Consider the following 17,217-nt stretch of genomic DNA (forward strand, 5'->3'; position numbering starts at 1 on the left):
CCGGCGCCGGACGGGCACTGGACGGGCGCCGCGATCCGGCGATCCGGGTGGACGAGGGGCCGAGGCGTGGGCGGGGCGGGGCGGCCGGTGGGCGCCCCGCCCCGCCCCGCCCACGCGGTCAGGCCATCTCGACGTAGCGGTGGACCCGGTCGAAGCGCCGGGCCGCCGCGTCCTGGCGGCGGATCACCCAGTGGGCCGTGCCGGAGTCCAGTTCCGTGACGTCGTCGCCGCACCTCCAGGTGGCCAGGAGGCACCAGTCGTCGGCGCCGTCTCCGGGAGCCGTGCCGCCGTGCTCGGAGGGGCCGGCCTCCTGGGGATCACGGGCGTCGTGGACGGGGTCGTTCTGGGGCGAGACCGGATGGCCGCCGATCTGCAGGTCCCAGGGAGGACGGTGGCCGCCGCCGTGCGCCCAGGCGTCGGCGAGCTCGTCGGCGAGTTCGAACTGCTCGTCCTCGGGGAACTCGCCCCATCGGTCGAGGGCGAAGCTCTCCGGCATCGGCGCGCTCGGCTGGTGCCACACGGTGCGGAGTTCCCGCGGCCGGTACGGCCCGCGCGCGCCGTGTTCGCCGTGTTCGACGGGGCTCGGGGCTGTCGGGGTACCGGCGGGGACGTACAGCACCGCGTCGGGCACCTGCCGCCCGATGCCCTGCACCTCCACGCCGGAGAAGAGGAGCAGGTGGCCGTCGGCGGGCAGCGGGAGGCCGGTCGCGCCCGGCGGGAGGGCGGCGAGGTCGACGGAGGCCACGAAGGGCTCGGACGGCCTCGGCACGCCGTGCGGCAGCAGCGGTTCGCCGCCGATCCGGGCCACGACGGGACCGTCACCGCCCTCCGCCAGGTACACCGCCGGACGGGCGATGCGGATCCATTCCTCCACCTCCTCCGACGGCAGGCCGTGGGATGCCGCCTCGGCCCGGAAGCGGTTCGCTCTGTCCATGCTCGCGTCGGTCACCGGGCGGTCCTGACGGGCTTGAGGAGGGGCAGTGGCACGGGTCGAACTCCCTTGCAGACACGGAGGTTTGGCTTCGACAGCCCCGACGGCCCCGATGGCCGCGAGGCGTGGGGCATGGGGCGGGCGGGGCCGCCCGTCGATCATGCAGTGGGGCACCCGTCCGACGCGATAGGGCTTGCCATTCTGGCAAGCTCGCCGGACGAGCGGTGGAGCGGTACGGCCGGAAGGAGCGGGACAGGTGGCAGTCGACGACGTGGACGGCACGCTGGCCACGATGGGGCCCCGGTTGCGGGCCGCGCGCGAGCACCACGGGCTGACGCTCACCGGGGTCAGCCTCACGACCGGCATCTCGGCCAGCACGCTGTCCCGGATCGAGACCGGTCGGCGCAGACCCACCCTGGAGGTGCTGCTGCAGCTGTCGAAGGAGTACGGCGTCTCCCTGGACGAGCTGGCCGGCACCGAGCCCGCTCCGGCGGCCGAGCCGCGCGCCAGGGCGCCGCTGAGCTTCGGCGACGACAAGACGGTGCTGCCGCTGACCCGGTACGTCGGCGGCCTGCACGCCCACAAGCACGTCCTGCCCGCCGTCGAGGGCCCGCCCGCGCGGCCCCGTCAGCTCTCCCACGACGGCCACGAGTGGCTCTGCGTCCTGTACGGGCGGCTGTGGCTCGCCCTCGGCGACCAGGACCTCGTCCTGGTCGCCGGGGACGTCGCGGAGTTCGACACCCGCACCCCGCACGGAGTGGCGAACGCCGGCCCCGGCGGCCCGGTCGAGTACCTGGTCATGTTCGGACCGCAGGGCGAGCGGCTGCGGCAGCGCACCCCACCGGCCCCCGCTCGCTGGACCGGTGACCGGAAGGCGGCTGCGCGGTGACGGCCCGCAGCGCGGTGCGAGCCGGCGGCCGGCGGCGGCGGGCAACGGCCTCCCGGCCCGCCGCCGTGCGGCGCGCGACGGGCCGGGAGGGGCGGCACCGGGCCGACGTCAGTCCTTGTGCCGGAAGGACGCCTTCTCCACGGCCTCGGTGTCGGCGCGGAAGCGGGACCACGTACCGGGGTCGAGTTCGAGGGCGTCGAGGAGGTACGCGGTGACGGCGTCGGCGACGAGGGCGACCCGGTCGGCGTCCGGGTCGGTGGTCTCGCTCACGGCCTCCCCGGCGATGCCGCCCAGGGTGTGCTCTCCGCCGGGGACCACGAGGAGGCGCTTGGGAGCGGGGCTGAGGTCGAAGGCGTCGAGGAACCAGTCCGGTCCCCGCGTGGACATCCTCGACTGGTCCCTGTCGCCCGCGATGACGAGCGCCGGCGTGGTCATGGTGGAGTAGTCCGGCCTCATGAACGGCAGGTGCTCGACGGCGAACGGCGTGAGCGAGTCGCCCGTGCCGGTCGCCGCGATGAGCACGCCCGCCTTCACTCCGCCGTGGGAGAAGTCCTCGCCCGCGACGCCCTGGGCGTCGAACACCCGGGCGCCCAGCAGGGCGCCGACGGTCTGGGCGCCCCAGGAGTGTCCGACGAGGGCGACCCTCGTCCGGTCGGCACGGTCGATCAGGTCGCCCGCCTCGGCCAGGACGGCGTCGAGGTGGTCCAGCACGCCGTGGAGATCGGCGATGCGCACCCGCCAGATTGTGCCGAAACGCGGATCGTCGAAACCTATCGCGTTGCGGCGCGAGTCCAGGTGGGTCGGCTGCACGACGACGAAGCCGGCGGCGGCCCATCGGTCGACCAGCGGCTGGTAGCCGTCCATCGACCACGCGTTGCCGTGGGAGAACACGATGACCGGCAGGTCGCGGCCCTCGGCCGGTGCCGTCACCTTGACCTGCAGGGGCACCGCCCGCTCACCGACGGGGACGGTGACGGGCTTGATCGCGACGGTCTTCTTCGGGTTCTTCGGGGAGTGGGCAGGAGGGAACATGTGCGGACTTCCTGTCGGCGAGGCGCGTGCCGCATACTTGGCGGAACGACGTTCCGCTCACCGTAGCGGAACAATGTTCCGCGAACCAGGGGTGAGATGTGTCCGGACCGACCGGCTCCAGAGCGGCGGGCGCCCAGCGCACCCGTCAGTCCTTGCTCGCGGCCGCCGCGCAGGTGTTCGTCGAGCAGGGCGTCCAGGCGCCCATCCGTGACATCGCCGGCCGGGCCGGAGTGGGCCTGGGCACCGTGTACCGCCACTTCCCCTCCCGGGCGGAGCTGGTCGTCGCCGTCTACCGGCACCAGGTGGACGAGTGCGCCCAGCTCGCCACCGACCTCGCGGGGTCGCCGAGGCCGGGCGAGGCCCTGTCGCGGTGGATGGACGCGTTCGTGGAGTTCCTGGTCACGAAGCACGGACTGGGGGCGGCACTCCAGTCCGAGGACCCCAGCCTGCAGAGCCTGCACTCCCTGATGCTCGACACGCTCGTCCCCGCCTGCGCCTCGCTCCTCGACGCCGCCAAGGCCCGGGGCGAACTGGACCCGGACGTCACCGCGTACACCCTGATGCGAGCGGTCGGCAACCTGTGCATCCTGGGCCCGGGATACGACCGCGAGCACGCCCGGACCATGGTCGCCCGACTCCTCGCCGGCTGCCGGACGGCCCCGCCCCCGGACGGCCCCGCGGCGGCCTGACGACGCAGACCCCTCACTCCGGACGGCCGGCTGCCGACCGCTCGCGGTGGTGTCGGTGATCTGTACGGCGCGCCCACCGACCAGGACCGCCCCGGGGACGCTCGTGCTGCGCTCCTCGCAACCAACCGTGAGTTGTCAGCCTTCTCGGTACCCGTCACCGCCGCACAGCCGGTGCAGGGCCGCGCGGCTCTCGTCGTCCGCGGCGCGGTAGACCAGAAGCCGCAGCTCCGGGTCCTCCAGCGGGAGCAGTACCTCGAAGTCGACGGCGATCGTCCCCACGGCCGGGTGCCGCAGCAGCTTGCGGCCGCGACCGTTGACCCGGACCTCCCGCTCGGCCCGGAGTCGGGCGAACTCCTCGTCCTGCGCGGTGTATTCGGCGATCATCCCGGCCAGCGCCCGGTCCTCCGCCGCGGGTGCCGCCGGAGCCACAACCTCGCCCTGGGCACCCTCACCGAACGCAGCCTCGGCGTGGCCGGGGTGGTCCGGGAGGTGGCCGGCGAGCTGGGGCACACCCCGGCCCAGGTGGCGCTGGCCTGGACGCTGCGGAAGCCGGGCGTGACGAGCACGCTGCTCGGCGCCCGCACGCCCGCCCAGTTGGAGGACAACCCGGGCGCCCTGACGGTCGAGCTGACCGACGCCCAACTGGCCCGGCTCGACGCGGCGGGCGCGATCGCCCCCGGCCAGCCGCACGAGCTGCCGGCGAGCGAGCCCATCCGCCGGGTGACCACGGGCGACCTGCGGATCGAGACCTGCCGCTGAACCGGCCCCGCCGGCGGCGGGAGCCGGAGTCCGGAGCCGCGGTCGGCTCACCGTCCGGGCGAGCCACGTCCGGATCGCTTCCGCGTCGGTGACGGTTGTCAGCTGCCCCAGCACTGCCAGGCGGCCCCGCGGGCGCGGGGAGGACGGGCGGGCTCAGGGCGTGCCGGCGCACAGCGAGTGCTCGACCAGCACCGTGGCCGCCCGCTCCTGCGCCACGATGTGCTCCAGGGAGTCGCCCCGCGCCTCCGACATCGACACCACCGCGCTGCGCCGCCCGTCTCCGGTCACGCCGTTGAGGGTGATGTAGCCGCCGTCGCCGCCCTCGTGGCTCCAGTACGTCCCCTGCTCGACGCCACCGCAGACCAGCGGGATCCCGACCAGACCGAGCCCGTACCGGGTGCCCTTCGGCCACATCGCGGCGGCCTGCGGGTTCCCGGAGACGTCGACGCCGTCCTTCATCGCGGCCAGCTGCCGGGCTGGCAGCAGCCGGCCCGAGAGCAGCGCCCGGAAGAAGGCGTTCTCGTCGCGGGTGGTCGTCACCCAGGACAGCTCGGTGGCCACCGGGACCTGCACGGTGACGTCCTTCTCGGCACCGGGGCCGTAGAACTCGTAGGCCCGGGCGTGCGGGCGGGGCAGGGTGGCGGAGGTGCCCGTCCAGCGGGTGTCACGCAGGCCGAGGGGGCGCAGGATCCGATTCTGGACCTCCTGGTGGGCGGGGCGGCCGGTGGCCCGCTCGACGACCAGGGCAAGCATGACGTAGCCGCTGTTGGAGTAGCTCCAGCCCGTCACCGGCTTCTGGGTCACGGCGCGGTCCACCAACTGCCGCGAGGTGTAGCGGTCGAAGCGCTGCTCCTCGTACTCCTGCGCGGTGCGGTACCCGGGCAGCCCGGCGTCGGAGATGCCGCCGGTGTGCCGGAGCAGGTCGCGCAGGGTGATCCGGGCCGGGTCGTGGCCCTCACCCCAGGCGAGGTACGGCAGCCACCGGGCCACCGGGTCGTCCAGCGACAGCCGGCCCTCGGCCTCCAACTGCAGGACCACAGTGGCGATCAGTGTCTTGGAGGTGCTGGCCATCCGGAAGAAGCCGTCGGGGTGCACCGGGCGCGCGGTGGTCAGGTCAGCGGTCCCGGCGGTGGCCACCGACTCCCGGTCGTCCGGGCCGACCGTACGGGCCTGGACGCCGCTGATGCCCAGGGCGTGGATCGCCGCCACGTCGCGGTTCAACTGCTCCTCTGCGGAAGGGACATGGGTGGGCCGAGCGGTAGCGGCCGTGGCGGTGGCGGCGTTCGCGACGAGCAGGACGGCGGCACCGGCCGCCACCGCCAGACGCCCGCGGCGCTTCGTGCGGAGGTTCGAGGTCATGCCCGCACGCTAACCAGCGCCGACGCCCGACGGGGCGTTCTCGGGTTCACCTCAGGGAGAATTGGGGGTTCTGGCCGCGCGTTCGTGAAAGGCGGTCTGTGGGCGCCGGCGACGAGGACAACGTCGGACTGTTCTGCCTGGCGGATCCGGAGAGGCACCAGCTGGCCGGCGCTTGCGGACCAGGTCCGTGAAGGCCCGCGGCCGCCGGATACCACGACCGTGTCATCCCGTGCTGCACGCTGTGCCGATGCCTTGAGCAGCACCAGCGCCTCGGATCCGGACGGGGCTGCTGGATGAGCTGCTCGACTGCTTCGGGCAGCCGAGGTCCTGTCCGGAGCCGGCCGGACGTTCGCGTCCGGCCGAGCGGCACTCAGCCCGGCCCTGGCCGGCCTGCCGGAGGAGTCGTCGTGCCGCTCGGCCGGACGACGACCACCGGACAGAACGCGTGCTCGACGCACCTGTGGCTCGTCGACCCGAGCAGTCCGCCGGTGAAACCACCGTGCCCGTGACTGCCGACGACGACCAGGTCTGCCTCACGGGACTGCTCCACCAGCACCTCGGCGGCATTGCCCGGCAGCACGGTCTGCCGCACCGGTACCGGCGGCGTGCCGGCGAGCGCCTCCGCGACCGCTCCGGCGAGGGCCTCGCGCGCGGCCTCCTCATGGCCGGCGTCCTTCGCGTGCAGCATCCAGTCGTACATGGTCGCCGGCTGCCAGCAAGCCACCGCGTCCACAGCTCCACCCGTCAGACGCGCCATGCCGATCGCCCAGCTCAGCGCCCGGACCGAGGATGGCGAGCCGTCGACCCCGACGATGATTCGATGTTCTCGATCGGACTGCCCGTCCATCCGTCTCACCACCTGCCGTGCCCGACGCCGGTGCCGGCCCACCCGGGCCGCTCCACTTCCTCCAGTCTCCCCCGACAGCGGCAGGTAGCGCTTCCTCCAGGACCGTGAACGAGTCCGGCCCGCGGCCTTCCGGCACCGGTTCAGCCGTCTTCGGCGTGACGCTCGATGTCTTCGACGCCGCAGGGGCTGCCGGCCCTCACCCAGCGCAGGCACAGGACAGCACCGAGCGACGTGGTGCGATCAGGGAGAGCGCGCCGCTGGGATCTTGGTGTAGCCAGTACCACCTTCAAGACGGAAGCCCGCATGATCGAGCGGCGCGGCGGGGCCGGGCAGGATCGTGCCCGTGAACACCACCTCGAACCGTAGGCGCCGTACCAGCGCCGTCGCCGTCCTGGGTCTCGCCGCATCAGTGGCCGCGACCGGCACCGGACTCGCCGCCACGACCCTGCCGTCCGCCGTCCACACGACCGTCGCCACGGCTGCCACGACGCCCCCGCGGTCCTTCCAGGGCACGCTCCCCGCGCCGACCGGCCCCTATGCCGCCGGCGAGGACGTCATCCACCTCACCGACGCGAGCCGTCCCGACCCGTGGGTGCCGTCTTCCGGCCCCCGCCAACTGACCGTCACGATGGTCTACCCGGCCGTCCCCGGGACCGGGACTCCGGCCCCCTACATGACCCTCGCCGAGGCAGCCGGAATCCTCCGGCGGCAGAACGTGCCGGCGAGCTCCGGCGTCACCCCCCAGGCCCTTGCCGGCGTCACCACCCACGCCTCCGACGGCGCGCGGCCGCGGAGCGGCAAGTATCCGCTGGTGGTCCTCTCACCCGCGTACGAGAACCCGCGCATGACGCTCACCTCGCTCGCGACCGACCTGGCCAGTCACGGCTACGTCGTCGCGCTCGTCGGCCACACCTACGAGGACAGCGGCGAGACGCTGGCGGACGGCCGGACGCCGCCGTGCGCGATCTGCGATGGGCCGGCGGGGCTCGACTTCGACTCCGTCGCCGCCAGCCGTGCGCTGGACGTGTCCTTCGTGATCGACCGGTTGACGCACGGCAGTACCGCGTGGCGCCTGGCACACCTCATCGACAAGCACGGGATCGGCATGGCCGGACACTCCCTCGGCGGAGCGGCGGCCGCCGCCACGATGATCGCCGACCCGCGAGTACGAGCCGGAGTGAACATGGACGGCACCTTCCACCCGGACCCGATGCCCGGCCGGATCAACCGGCCGTTCCTCATGCTGGGTACGGCCGCCAACACCGATTGGGAGCACCCTTGGGCCGCCCTCGGCGGCTACAAGAAGTGGCTGACGGTCGCCGGCGCCGACCACTTCAGCTTCTCCGACCTGGACCTGCTTCAGGAGCAGGCCGGGTTCCCGACACCGCCCCTCTCCTCGGAACGCGGGGTGGTGATCACCCGCAAGTACGTGACAGCTTTCTTCGACCGGACGCTGAAGGGGCTCCGCAGTCCGCTTCTGGACGGCCCCTCGCCGAACGATCCGGAAGTGATCTTCCAGCACTAGCCGGGCGCCGGCGGCAAGGCCTGCTCACCCGACTCCTCGCCGGCTGCCGGACGGAGCGGCCGAGGCAGCCAGGATGAGCGCCACCGAGCGGCGGACGGCCCTGCCTTCCGGGGCATGCGACAACGCGGCACCCTTCGGTTCCGCTCGGCCGCACTCGGTGTGATCCGCCGGCTGCCTCCACCACAGGGCCCGTCGTCACCGCAAAGCCGTTGCCAACAAGCTTCCTGACCAGCTGTCACATATCGCGGCCCTGTCCGGTCAGTCCGGTGGAACGTGGCGAGTGTGCCACGTTGTCCCATCACCGAGGGCACCGGAGGTCTGGACGTTGTGCTGACAAGAACCCGCCGGAGCGGGATCACGAAACCTTTGCTGGCGTTCGTGATCGCCGCTCTCACCGTCGCCGCCACCTGGGTCGGGACGCAACCCGCCGAGGCGGACACCGGGCCCGGCTTCTGGAGGTACCTGCACACCAAGATCATCGCCGACGCCTCGTCGGACATCTCCGGCGAGAGCGAGTACAAGGAGATCGTCAACCTCATCCGCCGGGCGGCGGGGCACCCGTTCGACGGCGACATCCAGGAGATCCAGGAGCACGCGGGCGGGCTCATCGTCCTCGAACTGGAGGGCGACCTGAACGAGCACCGGGGCACGCTGCTCATCAACCCGCACTCGCTCTACATCGCGGGTTTCGCGACCGCCCACAATTACTACTACTACTTCAGGGACGCGGCCCCCACCGTCATCCAGGAGATCCGGGACCTGGCCGTGTCGCAGCACGGCCATGCCGTCGAGCTGCCCATGAACGGCTCGTGGAACGAGTGGGAGCAGCGGATCGCCGACTCGGGCGTCGGGCTGCAACGGAACTTCAACGCCGCGGACTTCGGCAGTGCCGGCTGGCAGCTCTGGCGGTTCCCGCCCGGGCCGGTGCAGAGCCTCGACATCCCGTCGATCGCGGAGTCCATGCGCACCCTGTCCGCCGCCTACGAGCTGGGCGTGCGGTGGACCAGCTTCCGTGACGACGTCGCCCAGGCCATGGGCCGCACGACGTACCAGACCAGGGTCCCGGTCTACGACGAGCGGGCCTTCGAGGTCCGCCGGGCCTGGGCGCGGTGGACCAACTGGGCCGAGCGGTACGCGGTCTGGTGGCGCAACCACCGGGCCGCGCAGGCTTCCACTCCGCTCCCGGAGAGGATCGACATCGGCCCGATCAACGGGACGCTGAACACCCTGGGCGACCTCCACCGGGAGGTCCGGATGACGGTGTACCTCAAGGGGGCCCACTGAGGCGCCGGAGACGGAGCCCGGCCGGAGGCGAACTCGCCTCCGGCCGGGCTCCGTCGCGCCGCGGGCACGCGGCGGCGGGCGGCCGCTACTCCCGCCCCTGGGTGTTCGTGAGGATGCGCAGCGCGGAAGCCAGGTCGGAGACGGTGCGCAGCGTGCCGTTCACGGGCCCCAGGGTGACGGGGAAGGGCAGGGCGTCACCGCCCGCCGTACGGTCGTTCGCCAGGAAGGGGATGTTGGGCAGCGTGTCGTTGCTGATCTTCTCCCAGTTGGCGCGCAGCTCCCGGGTGCGGTTGTCCATGACGACCGCCGAGGAGGTGCTGTTGGCGAGGGCGTCGCCCATCCGGTCACGGAAGAGGGTGTAGTGGGAGGCCTGCGCGTAGGCCGGGCTGAGGGTGAGCAGGTACTGGGCGGTCTGCGGGAGGAAGCGGTCGATGTACTCCGGCTCCGGCGAGCCGCCCAGCGAGGAGGCCGCGTCGCGGAAGGACCGGGTGCCGATGCCGGTGGGGGCGGTCAGGCCACCGCTGGTGGCCGCGGTGTACCAGGCGTCGAACGATCCGGACAGGTGTGTCTGGTAGGTGCGCGAGCCGATGTTCCCGGCGTACCTCTTCATCTCCTCGACCATGGCGGGGTTGGCGTCGCTGAAGTAGAAGACGACCTCGTTGCGGGCGTGGAAGCCGGTGAGGTACCCGCTGTGGGGATTGAGGAACAGGGTGACGAGCCGGGCGCCCGTGTGGTCGCGGAGGTCGATCCCGATGATGCCGTCGGTGTCCGCCTGGCTGAGCCGGATGTCGCCGCGGACCGTCGGGCCGGCCATCCAGTTGCGGATCTGGGTGACCACGGAGAAGTACCGGTCCCGGCCGGCGGATCCGCCGGGGTGGGCGGGGTCGTCGTCGAGTCTGTGGATGACCCAGGTCACCTTGTCCGGAGGGACGGCCGAGGTGGCCGGCGGGGCGCCGGGGGCGGTGAGGGCGAGGGCGGCGGTGAGGGCCGCGGCGGCCGGGCGTACGGTCCGTCGTGTGGTGGGTTTCGGTTTCACATCCAACTGACAGGCCAGAGCCCGTGATTGTGACGGCCGCCGTCGGTGCGGGCTGGGTGCCGGGGCCGCGGTCTGTCACACCGGGCGGCCCTGTCCGGTCATCTGTGTGGTCGCCGGCGGCCGGTGCTCGCGGTGGCCGGCCGCACGCGGCCGGGTCCGGACTTCGAAGGGCCGCCGCCGAACTGACCACGTCCCGGCCCTCCGCCACGGCGGCTGGGCCCTTCCAGCAGGAGGCACCACACCATGCGACGCCGGAACTTCCTGCGGCTCTCGGCCGCCCTGCCCCTCGCCGGCCCCGTGACGGCGGCGGACCGCGCGCTGGCGGCCCCGGCCGACGTGCTGCCCGGCCGGGCCGCGGTCGTGGAGAGCGTGCGCCGGGTCAACGACCACTGGATCAACGGCCACGGCGATCCCGGCGACAACCGCTGGGCCAGGGCCACCTACTTCGGCGGCACCATGGCCGCCTACCGGCTGACCGGCGAGCCGCGCTACCTCGCCTACGCCGAGTCCTGGGCGGAGAAGCACGACTACGGCCTCGCCGGCGGGGTGGCCACCCGGCACGCCGACGACCACAACGCCGGCCAGGTGTACCTGGACATCCACGAGGTGCGCGGCGGGGAGGAGCGGATCGCGGACATCGAGGCCTCCCTGCACCGGATGGTCCACACCGACCGGCCCGAGAAGGACGACGACTGGTGGTGGGTGGACGCCCTGCACATGGCGATGCCCCCGATGGCCCGGCTCGGCGCGCTGCGCGGCGACAGCGCGTACTGGGCGAAGATGTACGCGCTGTACGACCACACCAAGCGGGTGCGGGGCGGCGGGCTGTACGACTACACCCACGAGCTCTGGTACCGCGACGAGACCTGGTCCCCCGGCGGCGGCGGGCGGCTGTCGCCAAACGGCAGGCCGGTGTTCTGGTCCCGGGGCAACGGGTGGGCCTACGCCGCCCACGCCAAGGTGCTGGCCGTCCTGCCGTCCACCGACCGGCGGGCGCCCGAGTACCGGTGGAACATGCAGGGGATGAGCCGCGCCCTGCTGGCCCGGCAGCGCCCGGACGGCTTCTGGAACCCGTCCCTGGCCGACCCCGGGCACCTGCCCGGCCGGGAGTCGAGCGGGACCGCCCTGTTCTGCTTCGGCCTGGCCCACGCCATCCGCACCGGCGTGATCGACCGGGCCACCTATCTGCCCGTCCTCGCCAGGGGCTGGAACGCGCTCGTGCGGGACGCCGTGCACCCGGACGGGAGGCTGGGCTGGGTCCAGGGCATCGGGGACCGCCCCGAGTCGAGCCGGCCGATCACCTACGAGAGCACCGCCGACTTCGGGGTCGGCGCCTTCCTGCTGGCCGGCTCGCAGGTCGCCCGACTGGCCTCGTGACCGCGCCGGGTGGCGGGCCGCGCGGGGCGCCAAGGCGGGCTACCGGGCGGCGGCCGGGGCCAGGAACTCCTCCAGGGAGCCGACGTCGCCGGTCCTGGCCGCCGCGAGGAAGACCTCCAGCAGCCGCCGGTGCTCCCCCGCGTCCGCCCTCCCCCGCCGGCCGGCCGCGAGGCGGCGGCGGGCCCGGCTGGCGATCTGGCGGACGTTGACGGCGCTGAGGCGCAGCATGCCGGCGAGGTCGGTGTAGGTGTACTCGAAGGCCTCGCGCAGGACGTACACCGCCCGCTCGGCGGGCGTGAGCGTCTCCAGGACCAGCAGCAGGGCGAGTTCGACCTCCTCGGCCTGCTGCACGCCGGCCTCGGGGTCGGCCGCGGGGTCGACGCAGTCGGGCAGCCAGGGGCCGATGGAGGTCTGGCGGCGCGAGCGGGCGGACTGGGCCACGTTGATGGCCAGCCGGGTGGTGGCGCGCGACAGGAAGGCCACCGGGCTGACCACGGCCGTGCGGTCGGTGTTCTGCCAGCGCAGCCACACGTCCTGGACCACGTCCTCCGCCTCGGCCGCGCTGCCCAGCATCCGGTAGGCGATGCCGAAGAGGTGCGGCCGCAGGCCCTCGAAGACGGCCGCGGCCTCCTCCAGGGCGCCGTCCCCGGCGGCCGGCCGGGGGGCCGCCCACGTCCCCGACTGCTCTGCGGACTGTTCTTCGCACTCGGTCACCACGGCTCCGTTCGACACCCGGCATCGGTCGATGCCCTGGTGGACACGCTGCCGTCCGGACCCGTCCCGGGGCGCCGGGGAAATCCCCGGTCCACCCCCGGGTGTCCCCCGGGGCCTTCGGCGCCCCGGCCGTCAGGGGCCGGCCAGCACCGCGCGGAGCTTGTTGCGCGAGGTGACGTCGAGCTTGGTGAAGACCTTGCCCAGGTGCCATTCCACGGTGCGCGGGCTGATGAACAGTTCGGCGCCTATCTCCGCGTTCGTCATGCCGTCGGCGGCCAGCCGGGCGATCTGCCCCTCCTGGGCGGTGAGGGCCTCGCGGAGGTCGCCCGCCTCGGCCGGACGGTGCCGTACCGTCTCGCCGGTGGCCAGGAGTTCGCGCCGCGCGCGCTCGGCGAAGGCGCGGGCGCCGAAGCGCTGCAGCATCGCGTGGGCGGTGCGCAGGTGCTCGCGCGCGTCGGCCCGCCGGTTCTCACGGCGCAGCCACTCGCCGTACACCAGGTGGGCGCGGGCGAGGTCGACGGCGATCCGGCCGCGTCCGAGGCGCTCGACGGCCTCCCGGTGCAGCCGTTCGGCGGCCGGGCCCTCGCTCACCAGGGCCCTGGAGCGGGCCAGCACGCCCAGGGCCCAGTCCGTACCGCCGGCCTCGGCGCGTTCCGCCAGCCGGCGCAGGGACGTGCCGGCCGCCTCGGGGGCACCGGCCCGTACGGCCGCCTCGACGTGCTCGGCGAGGGCGGACCCGACGAGCGCCAGGTCCTCGTACGCCACGGCCCGTTCGGCCTGCTCCAGGGCCTCCCGGTAGTGGCCGAGGCCGTTGTACAGCACCGCGAGGAGATAGTGCTCGGCGCCGATCGCCCGCCCCTCGCCCCACGAGGTCGCCTCCGCGACGCCGCTGCGGATCGTCTCCGCGGCCTGCTCGCCCTCGCCGCGCCAGGCCGTGAGCAGGATCGAGGGGTAGCCCACCGGCGAGTGGCCGGTCGCCTCCCCGAGGGTGGCGGCCTCCTCGACGAGCGCCGCGGCGAGGTCGAAGTCGCCGGTGTGCACGGACAGGACGGCCCGGTACCCCAGCGCCAGCGGCAGGAAGTTGAGGGCGCCGCTCTCGCGGGCCGCCCTGACCGCCCGCTCGGTCAGCCGGTGCCACGTCTCGTCGTCCCAGATCTCTCCGGCGACCAGCCAGGTCAGCCAGAGCCAGCGCATGGCGTCGCCGCCCTCGTACGCGGCGGCCTGCCGGAACGCGCCCAGCGCCGACCTCAGCAGTGGCCCCCCGGCGGCGCAGCCGTCGGCGAACCAGGCCACCAGGCCGTCCAGGAGCAGGTCGGTGGGCCGCGCCGGACGTGGTGCGGGCGGTGCCGTGCGGGCGGCCTCGGCGACCTCCCGCACGCCGGTGCGGTCCGCCAGGCGTCCGGCGTAGACCGCCGATCCGATGGCGTCGAGGTAGGCCTCGCGGGCGTGCGCGTCGCCGGTCCGGGCCAGTCGGCCGGCCGCGTCGAGCAGCAGGGGCAGCGCCTCGCCGCCGCGCCTGCGCGCCAGCACCAACTGGGCGCGCAGCCGGGTCAGTCGGGCGTGCTGCGCCTCGTCCGGCCGGCTCAGCTCGGCGGCGGCGAGGAGTTCGAGCGCGGCGTCGGGGGAACCGGCGTCGAACGCGGCCCGGGCAGCGGCCTCGGCCCGGGCTCCGCGCCGGATCGGGTCGGGCGTCAGCTCGGTCGCCCGTCTCAGGAACGCCGCCGCCGCGGCGATCCCGCCGCGGGCCTGGGCCCGGCCGGCCGAGCGCTCCAGCTCGCCCGCCAGGGCCTCGTCGGGTCCGAGGGCCGCGTGGGCGCGGTGCCAGGCCCGGCGGTCGGAGTCGACGTCGGGGTCGGTCGCCTCGGCCAGTGCGCGGTGGACGTCCCGGCGCACGGTGGGGTCGGCGGCGCGGTAGGCCGCCGAGCGCACCAGCGGGTGGTGGAATCGGACCCGGGTGCCGAACTCGACCAGTCCGGCCGCTTCGACGGCTCCCGCGGCGTCCGCGTCGATGCCGAGCCGCTCGGCGACCCGGCGCAGCAGCGGCACGTCGCCCACCGGGTCCGCGGCCGCCGCCAGCAGCAGCCGCTGGGCGGCGGCCGGCAGCGATCCGATGCGCCGCAGGTAGGTCTGCTCGATCTGGCCGGCCAGCGGGCGGGCGTCCGGGCGCCCGAAGCCGCCGGCCAGTTCGGCGGCGGTCAGTCCCCTGGTCAGCTCCAGCAGAGCCAGCGGGTTGCCGCTGGTCTCGGCGACGATGCGGTCCCTGACCCGCTCGTCCAGCCGGCCGGGGACCAGCGATTCCAGCAGCGCCCGTGCGTCGTCCTCGCGCAGCCCCCGGACGACGGTCTCGGGCAGCCCGCGGAAGGGGTCGCCGTCCGCGGCGGGCGCCGAGGCGCGCACCGCGAACACCAGCGCCACCCGCTCGGCGAGCAGCCGACGGGCGACGAAGGCCAGGGTCTGGACGGAGACCCGGTCGAGCCACTGGGCGTCGTCCACGGCACAGACCAGCGGTTCGTCCTCCGCGGCCTCGGCCAGCAGGCTGAGCACCGCCAGGCCGACCAGGAAGCGGTCCGGCGCGCTGCCCGCGCTCAGTCCGAACGCGACGGCCAGGGCGTCGCGTTGCGGGCCGGGGATGCGGTCGAGGCGGTCCGTCAGGGGCACGCACAGCTGGTGCAGTCCGGCGAAGGGCAGCTCCATCTCGGACTCGACGCCGACGACCCGCAGGATCCGGCACCCCGTCGCGCCGCCCACCAGGTGCTCCAGCAGGGCGGACTTGCCGACTCCGGGCTCGCCGCGCAGCACCAGCACCTGGCCCCGGCCCGTCCGGACGCCGGCGATCACCCGGTCCAGCGCTCCGCATTCGCTCCGCCGGCCGCGCAGCGCGGGCAGCCCGCGCGGGTCGCGCGACCCGCGCCGAGGGGCGCCGCCCGCCATCCACCACCACCATGCCGTTCAAGGTTCGGCCCTGATCGGCTCGGGCCGTCCTCATCATGCATCAGCTCGCGTGGACGAACAAACGGTGCGCCGGTTGCTCTGCTGGGGCGGCGCCGTGAGGCACCGTCACCGCGCCGCGAAGGCGTCGGTTCCGGGGGCTCGTCTGCCCGATCCGGGTGCGCCGCCCAGTGCGCCTCGACGGCCGCTACGACCTCGTCCGGCTCCTGCAGTGGCGTCCTCCTCCGGCCGCGTACTCATCCGGCCGGGCGCGGAGCGCGGAGGTGGGCGCGTTGTTCGAGCTCCTCCTCGGAGACGAGTTCGAGCATGGGCTTGCCGGGGGCGCAGAGCATGGTCACCACGAACCGGGTCCGCGCGTCGGCGAGCGCGTTGCCGTCCTGGTAGTGGATGGCGTCGCCGCCCGGCTCCCAGAAGGTGCCGCCGGCCTCCACCACCCGCTCGGGCTCGCCCTCCAGCTCGAAGCGGACCGCGCCCTCGACCACGTACCCGAAGGCGGGGCCGGAGTGGCGGTGCGGCGGGGTGCCCGGGTCGCCCGGCTCCCACTCGATCCGCACGGTCATCGCGGACGCTCCCTCGGGGATGGTCAGCGGCCCTGCGTCCTGCAGCATCCGGGCCGCGGTCGTCCAGCTCGCCGACGACGCCGGGTCGCCTGCCGTGTGCGGGTGTCCTGCGTGGTGGTCCGACACTGTCGTGCGCCTTCCGTCCGTCGCCCGGTACCGGGCGGGGTGCTTCTCCCCCGCCCTTCGGCAGTGTTGACCGGGCACCGTGTGGATGTGTGACACGTGGGGAGCGCCGCGGGTGTCACAGCACCGTAGGGACCACGCGGGCCTGGCCCGGTACGCCGACGGCCGTCACGCTCGCCCGGTGGGCCGTCCGGGCGAGGACGGACGGAGTTCGGAATTCTTCCGGCCTGCCGTCACAACCATCGCGGCAGCCCGGTCTTTACCTGGTGAGGACCCAGAACCGCGAACGTCTCGAGAGGATTCCCCCCATGAAGGTCGTAGTCATCGGCGGCACCGGACTGATCGGATCGAAGCTGGTCGCCGGCCTCGGCGAACAGGGCCACGAGGCGGTGGCGGCCGCGCCGAGCACGGGCGTCGACACGCTGACCGGTGCGGGCCTCGCCGAAGTGCTCGACGGCGCCCGGGTCGTCGTCGACGTGTCCAACTCCCCCTCGTTCGCGGACGACGCCGTGATGGAGTTCTTCCGCACCTCGACGGCCAACCTCCTCAAGGCCGGGGCCGAGGCCGGTGTCGCCCATCACGTCGCCCTGTCGGTGGTCGGCACCGAACGCCTCCAGGCGAGCGGCTACTTCCGGGCCAAGCAGGCGCAGGAGGAGCTGATCGAGGCGTCCGGGCTGCCCTACTCCATCGTGCACGCCACCCAGTTCTTCGAGTTCGTGCGAGGCATCGCCGCCGAGGCCACCGACGGCGACACCGTGCGCCTCGCCCCGGTCGGGATCCGTCCCGTCCTCTCCGACGACGTGGCTGCCGCCGTGGGTCGTACGGCCGTCGGTTCCCCCGTCAACGGCGTGGTCGAGGTGGCCGGTCCCGACACCTTCCGGCTGGACGAACTCGTCCGCGAGACCCTGGCCGCCGACGGCGACCGGCGCACCGTGGTGACCGACCCGCACGCCGAGTACTTCGGCAGCGGGTTGCGGGAGACCACACTGCTGCCCGGCCCCGGCGCGCACATCGCCGGGGCGCGCTTCGCCGACTGGCTCGCCCGGTCCCGGCCGTGACGTCCCCTGACCCCTGCCCCCTGACCCCTGCCCCTCCGGCCCTTCCTGGCCCGCCGACACAGGACGCGTGACGACCACCGTCCCG

The 17,217-nt window shown here is 74.0% G+C and carries 15 protein-coding genes and 1 pseudogene; 7 read left to right on the plus strand and 9 right to left on the minus strand.

The genetic code is table 11. From position 1 onward, the window contains the following. Positions 1-118: 118 nt before the first annotated feature. The gene (locus ACZ5GH_RS00095) at positions 119-934 is read right to left on the minus strand and encodes a DUF1963 domain-containing protein (protein WP_464333001.1); all 816 of its coding nucleotides are present in this window, start codon (positions 932-934) and stop codon (positions 119-121) included. Positions 935-1,187: 253 nt separating this feature from the next. Between ACZ5GH_RS00095 and ACZ5GH_RS00100 the strand changes: the two genes are divergently transcribed. After that, positions 1,188-1,820 (plus strand): helix-turn-helix domain-containing protein, encoded by a 633-nt coding sequence (locus ACZ5GH_RS00100; RefSeq protein WP_464333002.1) that lies wholly within the window; start codon positions 1,188-1,190, stop codon positions 1,818-1,820. A 108-nt stretch (positions 1,821-1,928) separates the two neighbouring features. On the opposite strand, the gene ACZ5GH_RS00105 is transcribed toward ACZ5GH_RS00100, so the two are convergent. Next, positions 1,929-2,852 carry an alpha/beta hydrolase family protein gene (locus ACZ5GH_RS00105; RefSeq protein ID WP_464333003.1) on the minus strand — a complete coding sequence of 308 codons (924 nt, stop codon included), beginning with the start codon at positions 2,850-2,852 and terminating at the stop codon, positions 1,929-1,931. Between the two features lie 98 nt (positions 2,853-2,950). On the opposite strand from ACZ5GH_RS00105, the gene ACZ5GH_RS00110 reads away from it, so the two are divergent. Next, entirely contained in the window at positions 2,951-3,541 is a 591-nt protein-coding gene (locus tag ACZ5GH_RS00110) for a TetR/AcrR family transcriptional regulator (protein ID WP_464333004.1), read from the plus strand. Positions 3,542-3,676: 135 nt separating this feature from the next. On the opposite strand, the gene ACZ5GH_RS00115 is transcribed toward ACZ5GH_RS00110, so the two are convergent. Next, positions 3,677-3,970, minus strand: coding sequence for an MmyB family transcriptional regulator (locus ACZ5GH_RS00115; protein ID WP_464333005.1), 294 nt, complete (start codon positions 3,968-3,970; stop codon positions 3,677-3,679). Positions 3,971-3,979: 9 nt separating this feature from the next. On the opposite strand from ACZ5GH_RS00115, the gene ACZ5GH_RS00120 reads away from it, so the two are divergent. Then, positions 3,980-4,300, plus strand: a complete 321-nt coding sequence (locus ACZ5GH_RS00120) for an aldo/keto reductase (RefSeq protein WP_464336769.1) — start codon at positions 3,980-3,982, stop codon at positions 4,298-4,300. Between the two features lie 153 nt (positions 4,301-4,453). Here ACZ5GH_RS00120 and ACZ5GH_RS00125 read toward each other — a convergent pair whose 3' ends face one another. Together ACZ5GH_RS00125 and ACZ5GH_RS00130 are read right to left on the minus strand one after the other, a co-directional pair. Further along, positions 4,454-5,659 carry a serine hydrolase domain-containing protein gene (locus tag ACZ5GH_RS00125; RefSeq protein WP_387760874.1) on the minus strand — a complete coding sequence of 402 codons (1,206 nt, stop codon included), beginning with the start codon at positions 5,657-5,659 and terminating at the stop codon, positions 4,454-4,456. A gap of 370 nt (positions 5,660-6,029) precedes the next feature. Continuing rightward, positions 6,030-6,506, minus strand: coding sequence for a universal stress protein (locus ACZ5GH_RS00130; RefSeq protein ID WP_464333006.1), 477 nt, complete (start codon positions 6,504-6,506; stop codon positions 6,030-6,032). A 343-nt stretch (positions 6,507-6,849) separates the two neighbouring features. Here ACZ5GH_RS00130 and ACZ5GH_RS00135 point away from each other — a divergent pair, with 343 nt between their 5' ends. Both ACZ5GH_RS00135 and ACZ5GH_RS00140 read left to right on the plus strand, forming a co-directional pair. Next, a complete protein-coding gene (locus ACZ5GH_RS00135) occupies positions 6,850-8,031 on the plus strand; it encodes an alpha/beta hydrolase family protein (protein ID WP_464333007.1) in 1,182 nt (393 codons plus the stop codon). Between the two features lie 378 nt (positions 8,032-8,409). Then, a complete protein-coding gene (locus tag ACZ5GH_RS00140) occupies positions 8,410-9,315 on the plus strand; it encodes a ribosome-inactivating family protein (RefSeq protein WP_464333008.1) in 906 nt (301 codons plus the stop codon). 85 nt (positions 9,316-9,400) lie between these two features. Here the strand turns inward: ACZ5GH_RS00140 and ACZ5GH_RS00145 are convergent, their stop codons facing one another. Further along, positions 9,401-10,351, minus strand: a complete 951-nt coding sequence (locus tag ACZ5GH_RS00145) for a ribosome-inactivating family protein (protein WP_464333009.1) — start codon at positions 10,349-10,351, stop codon at positions 9,401-9,403. A 243-nt stretch (positions 10,352-10,594) separates the two neighbouring features. Between ACZ5GH_RS00145 and ACZ5GH_RS00150 the strand changes: the two genes are divergently transcribed. Then, on the plus strand, positions 10,595-11,728 hold the full coding sequence (locus ACZ5GH_RS00150; RefSeq protein ID WP_464333010.1) for a glycoside hydrolase family 88 protein: 1,134 nt from the start codon (positions 10,595-10,597) through the stop codon (positions 11,726-11,728). 48 nt (positions 11,729-11,776) lie between these two features. Here the strand turns inward: ACZ5GH_RS00150 and ACZ5GH_RS00155 are convergent. The 3 genes and pseudogenes from ACZ5GH_RS00155 to ACZ5GH_RS00165 form a co-directional block, all read right to left on the minus strand. Beyond that, positions 11,777-12,364, minus strand: a pseudogene (locus tag ACZ5GH_RS00155) (sigma-70 family RNA polymerase sigma factor); the annotation flags it as partial. 210 nt (positions 12,365-12,574) lie between these two features. Continuing rightward, the gene (locus tag ACZ5GH_RS00160; RefSeq protein WP_464333011.1) at positions 12,575-15,373 is read right to left on the minus strand and encodes an ATP-binding protein; all 2,799 of its coding nucleotides are present in this window, start codon (positions 15,371-15,373) and stop codon (positions 12,575-12,577) included. 254 nt (positions 15,374-15,627) lie between these two features. Next, on the minus strand, positions 15,628-15,999 hold the full coding sequence (locus ACZ5GH_RS00165) for a cupin domain-containing protein (protein ID WP_464333012.1): 372 nt from the start codon (positions 15,997-15,999) through the stop codon (positions 15,628-15,630). Positions 16,000-16,382: 383 nt separating this feature from the next. Here ACZ5GH_RS00165 and ACZ5GH_RS00170 point away from each other — a divergent pair, with 383 nt between their 5' ends. Then, a complete protein-coding gene (locus ACZ5GH_RS00170) occupies positions 16,383-17,132 on the plus strand; it encodes an SDR family oxidoreductase (RefSeq protein WP_387755690.1) in 750 nt (249 codons plus the stop codon). The last annotated feature ends 85 nt before the right edge of the window (positions 17,133-17,217 follow it).

The sequence above is a fragment of the Kitasatospora sp. Xyl93 genome, from assembly GCF_055383135.1.

Bases quoted from the DNA above. Each gene is read 5' to 3' on its own strand.
- ACZ5GH_RS00095 (WP_464333001.1), bottom strand. From the start codon at position 934: ATGGACAGAGCGAACCGCTTCCGGGCCGAGGCGGCATCCCACGGCCTG.
- ACZ5GH_RS00105 (WP_464333003.1), bottom strand. From the start codon at position 2,852: ATGTTCCCTCCTGCCCACTCCCCGAAGAACCCGAAGAAGACCGTCGCG.
- ACZ5GH_RS00125 (WP_387760874.1), bottom strand. From the start codon at position 5,659: ATGACCTCGAACCTCCGCACGAAGCGCCGCGGGCGTCTGGCGGTGGCG.
- ACZ5GH_RS00130 (WP_464333006.1), bottom strand. From the start codon at position 6,506: ATGGACGGGCAGTCCGATCGAGAACATCGAATCATCGTCGGGGTCGAC.
- ACZ5GH_RS00150 (WP_464333010.1), top strand. From the start codon at position 10,595: ATGCGACGCCGGAACTTCCTGCGGCTCTCGGCCGCCCTGCCCCTCGCC.
- ACZ5GH_RS00160 (WP_464333011.1), bottom strand. From the start codon at position 15,373: ATGGCGGGCGGCGCCCCTCGGCGCGGGTCGCGCGACCCGCGCGGGCTG.
- ACZ5GH_RS00165 (WP_464333012.1), bottom strand. From the start codon at position 15,999: ATGCTGCAGGACGCAGGGCCGCTGACCATCCCCGAGGGAGCGTCCGCG.
- ACZ5GH_RS00170 (WP_387755690.1), top strand. From the start codon at position 16,383: ATGAAGGTCGTAGTCATCGGCGGCACCGGACTGATCGGATCGAAGCTG.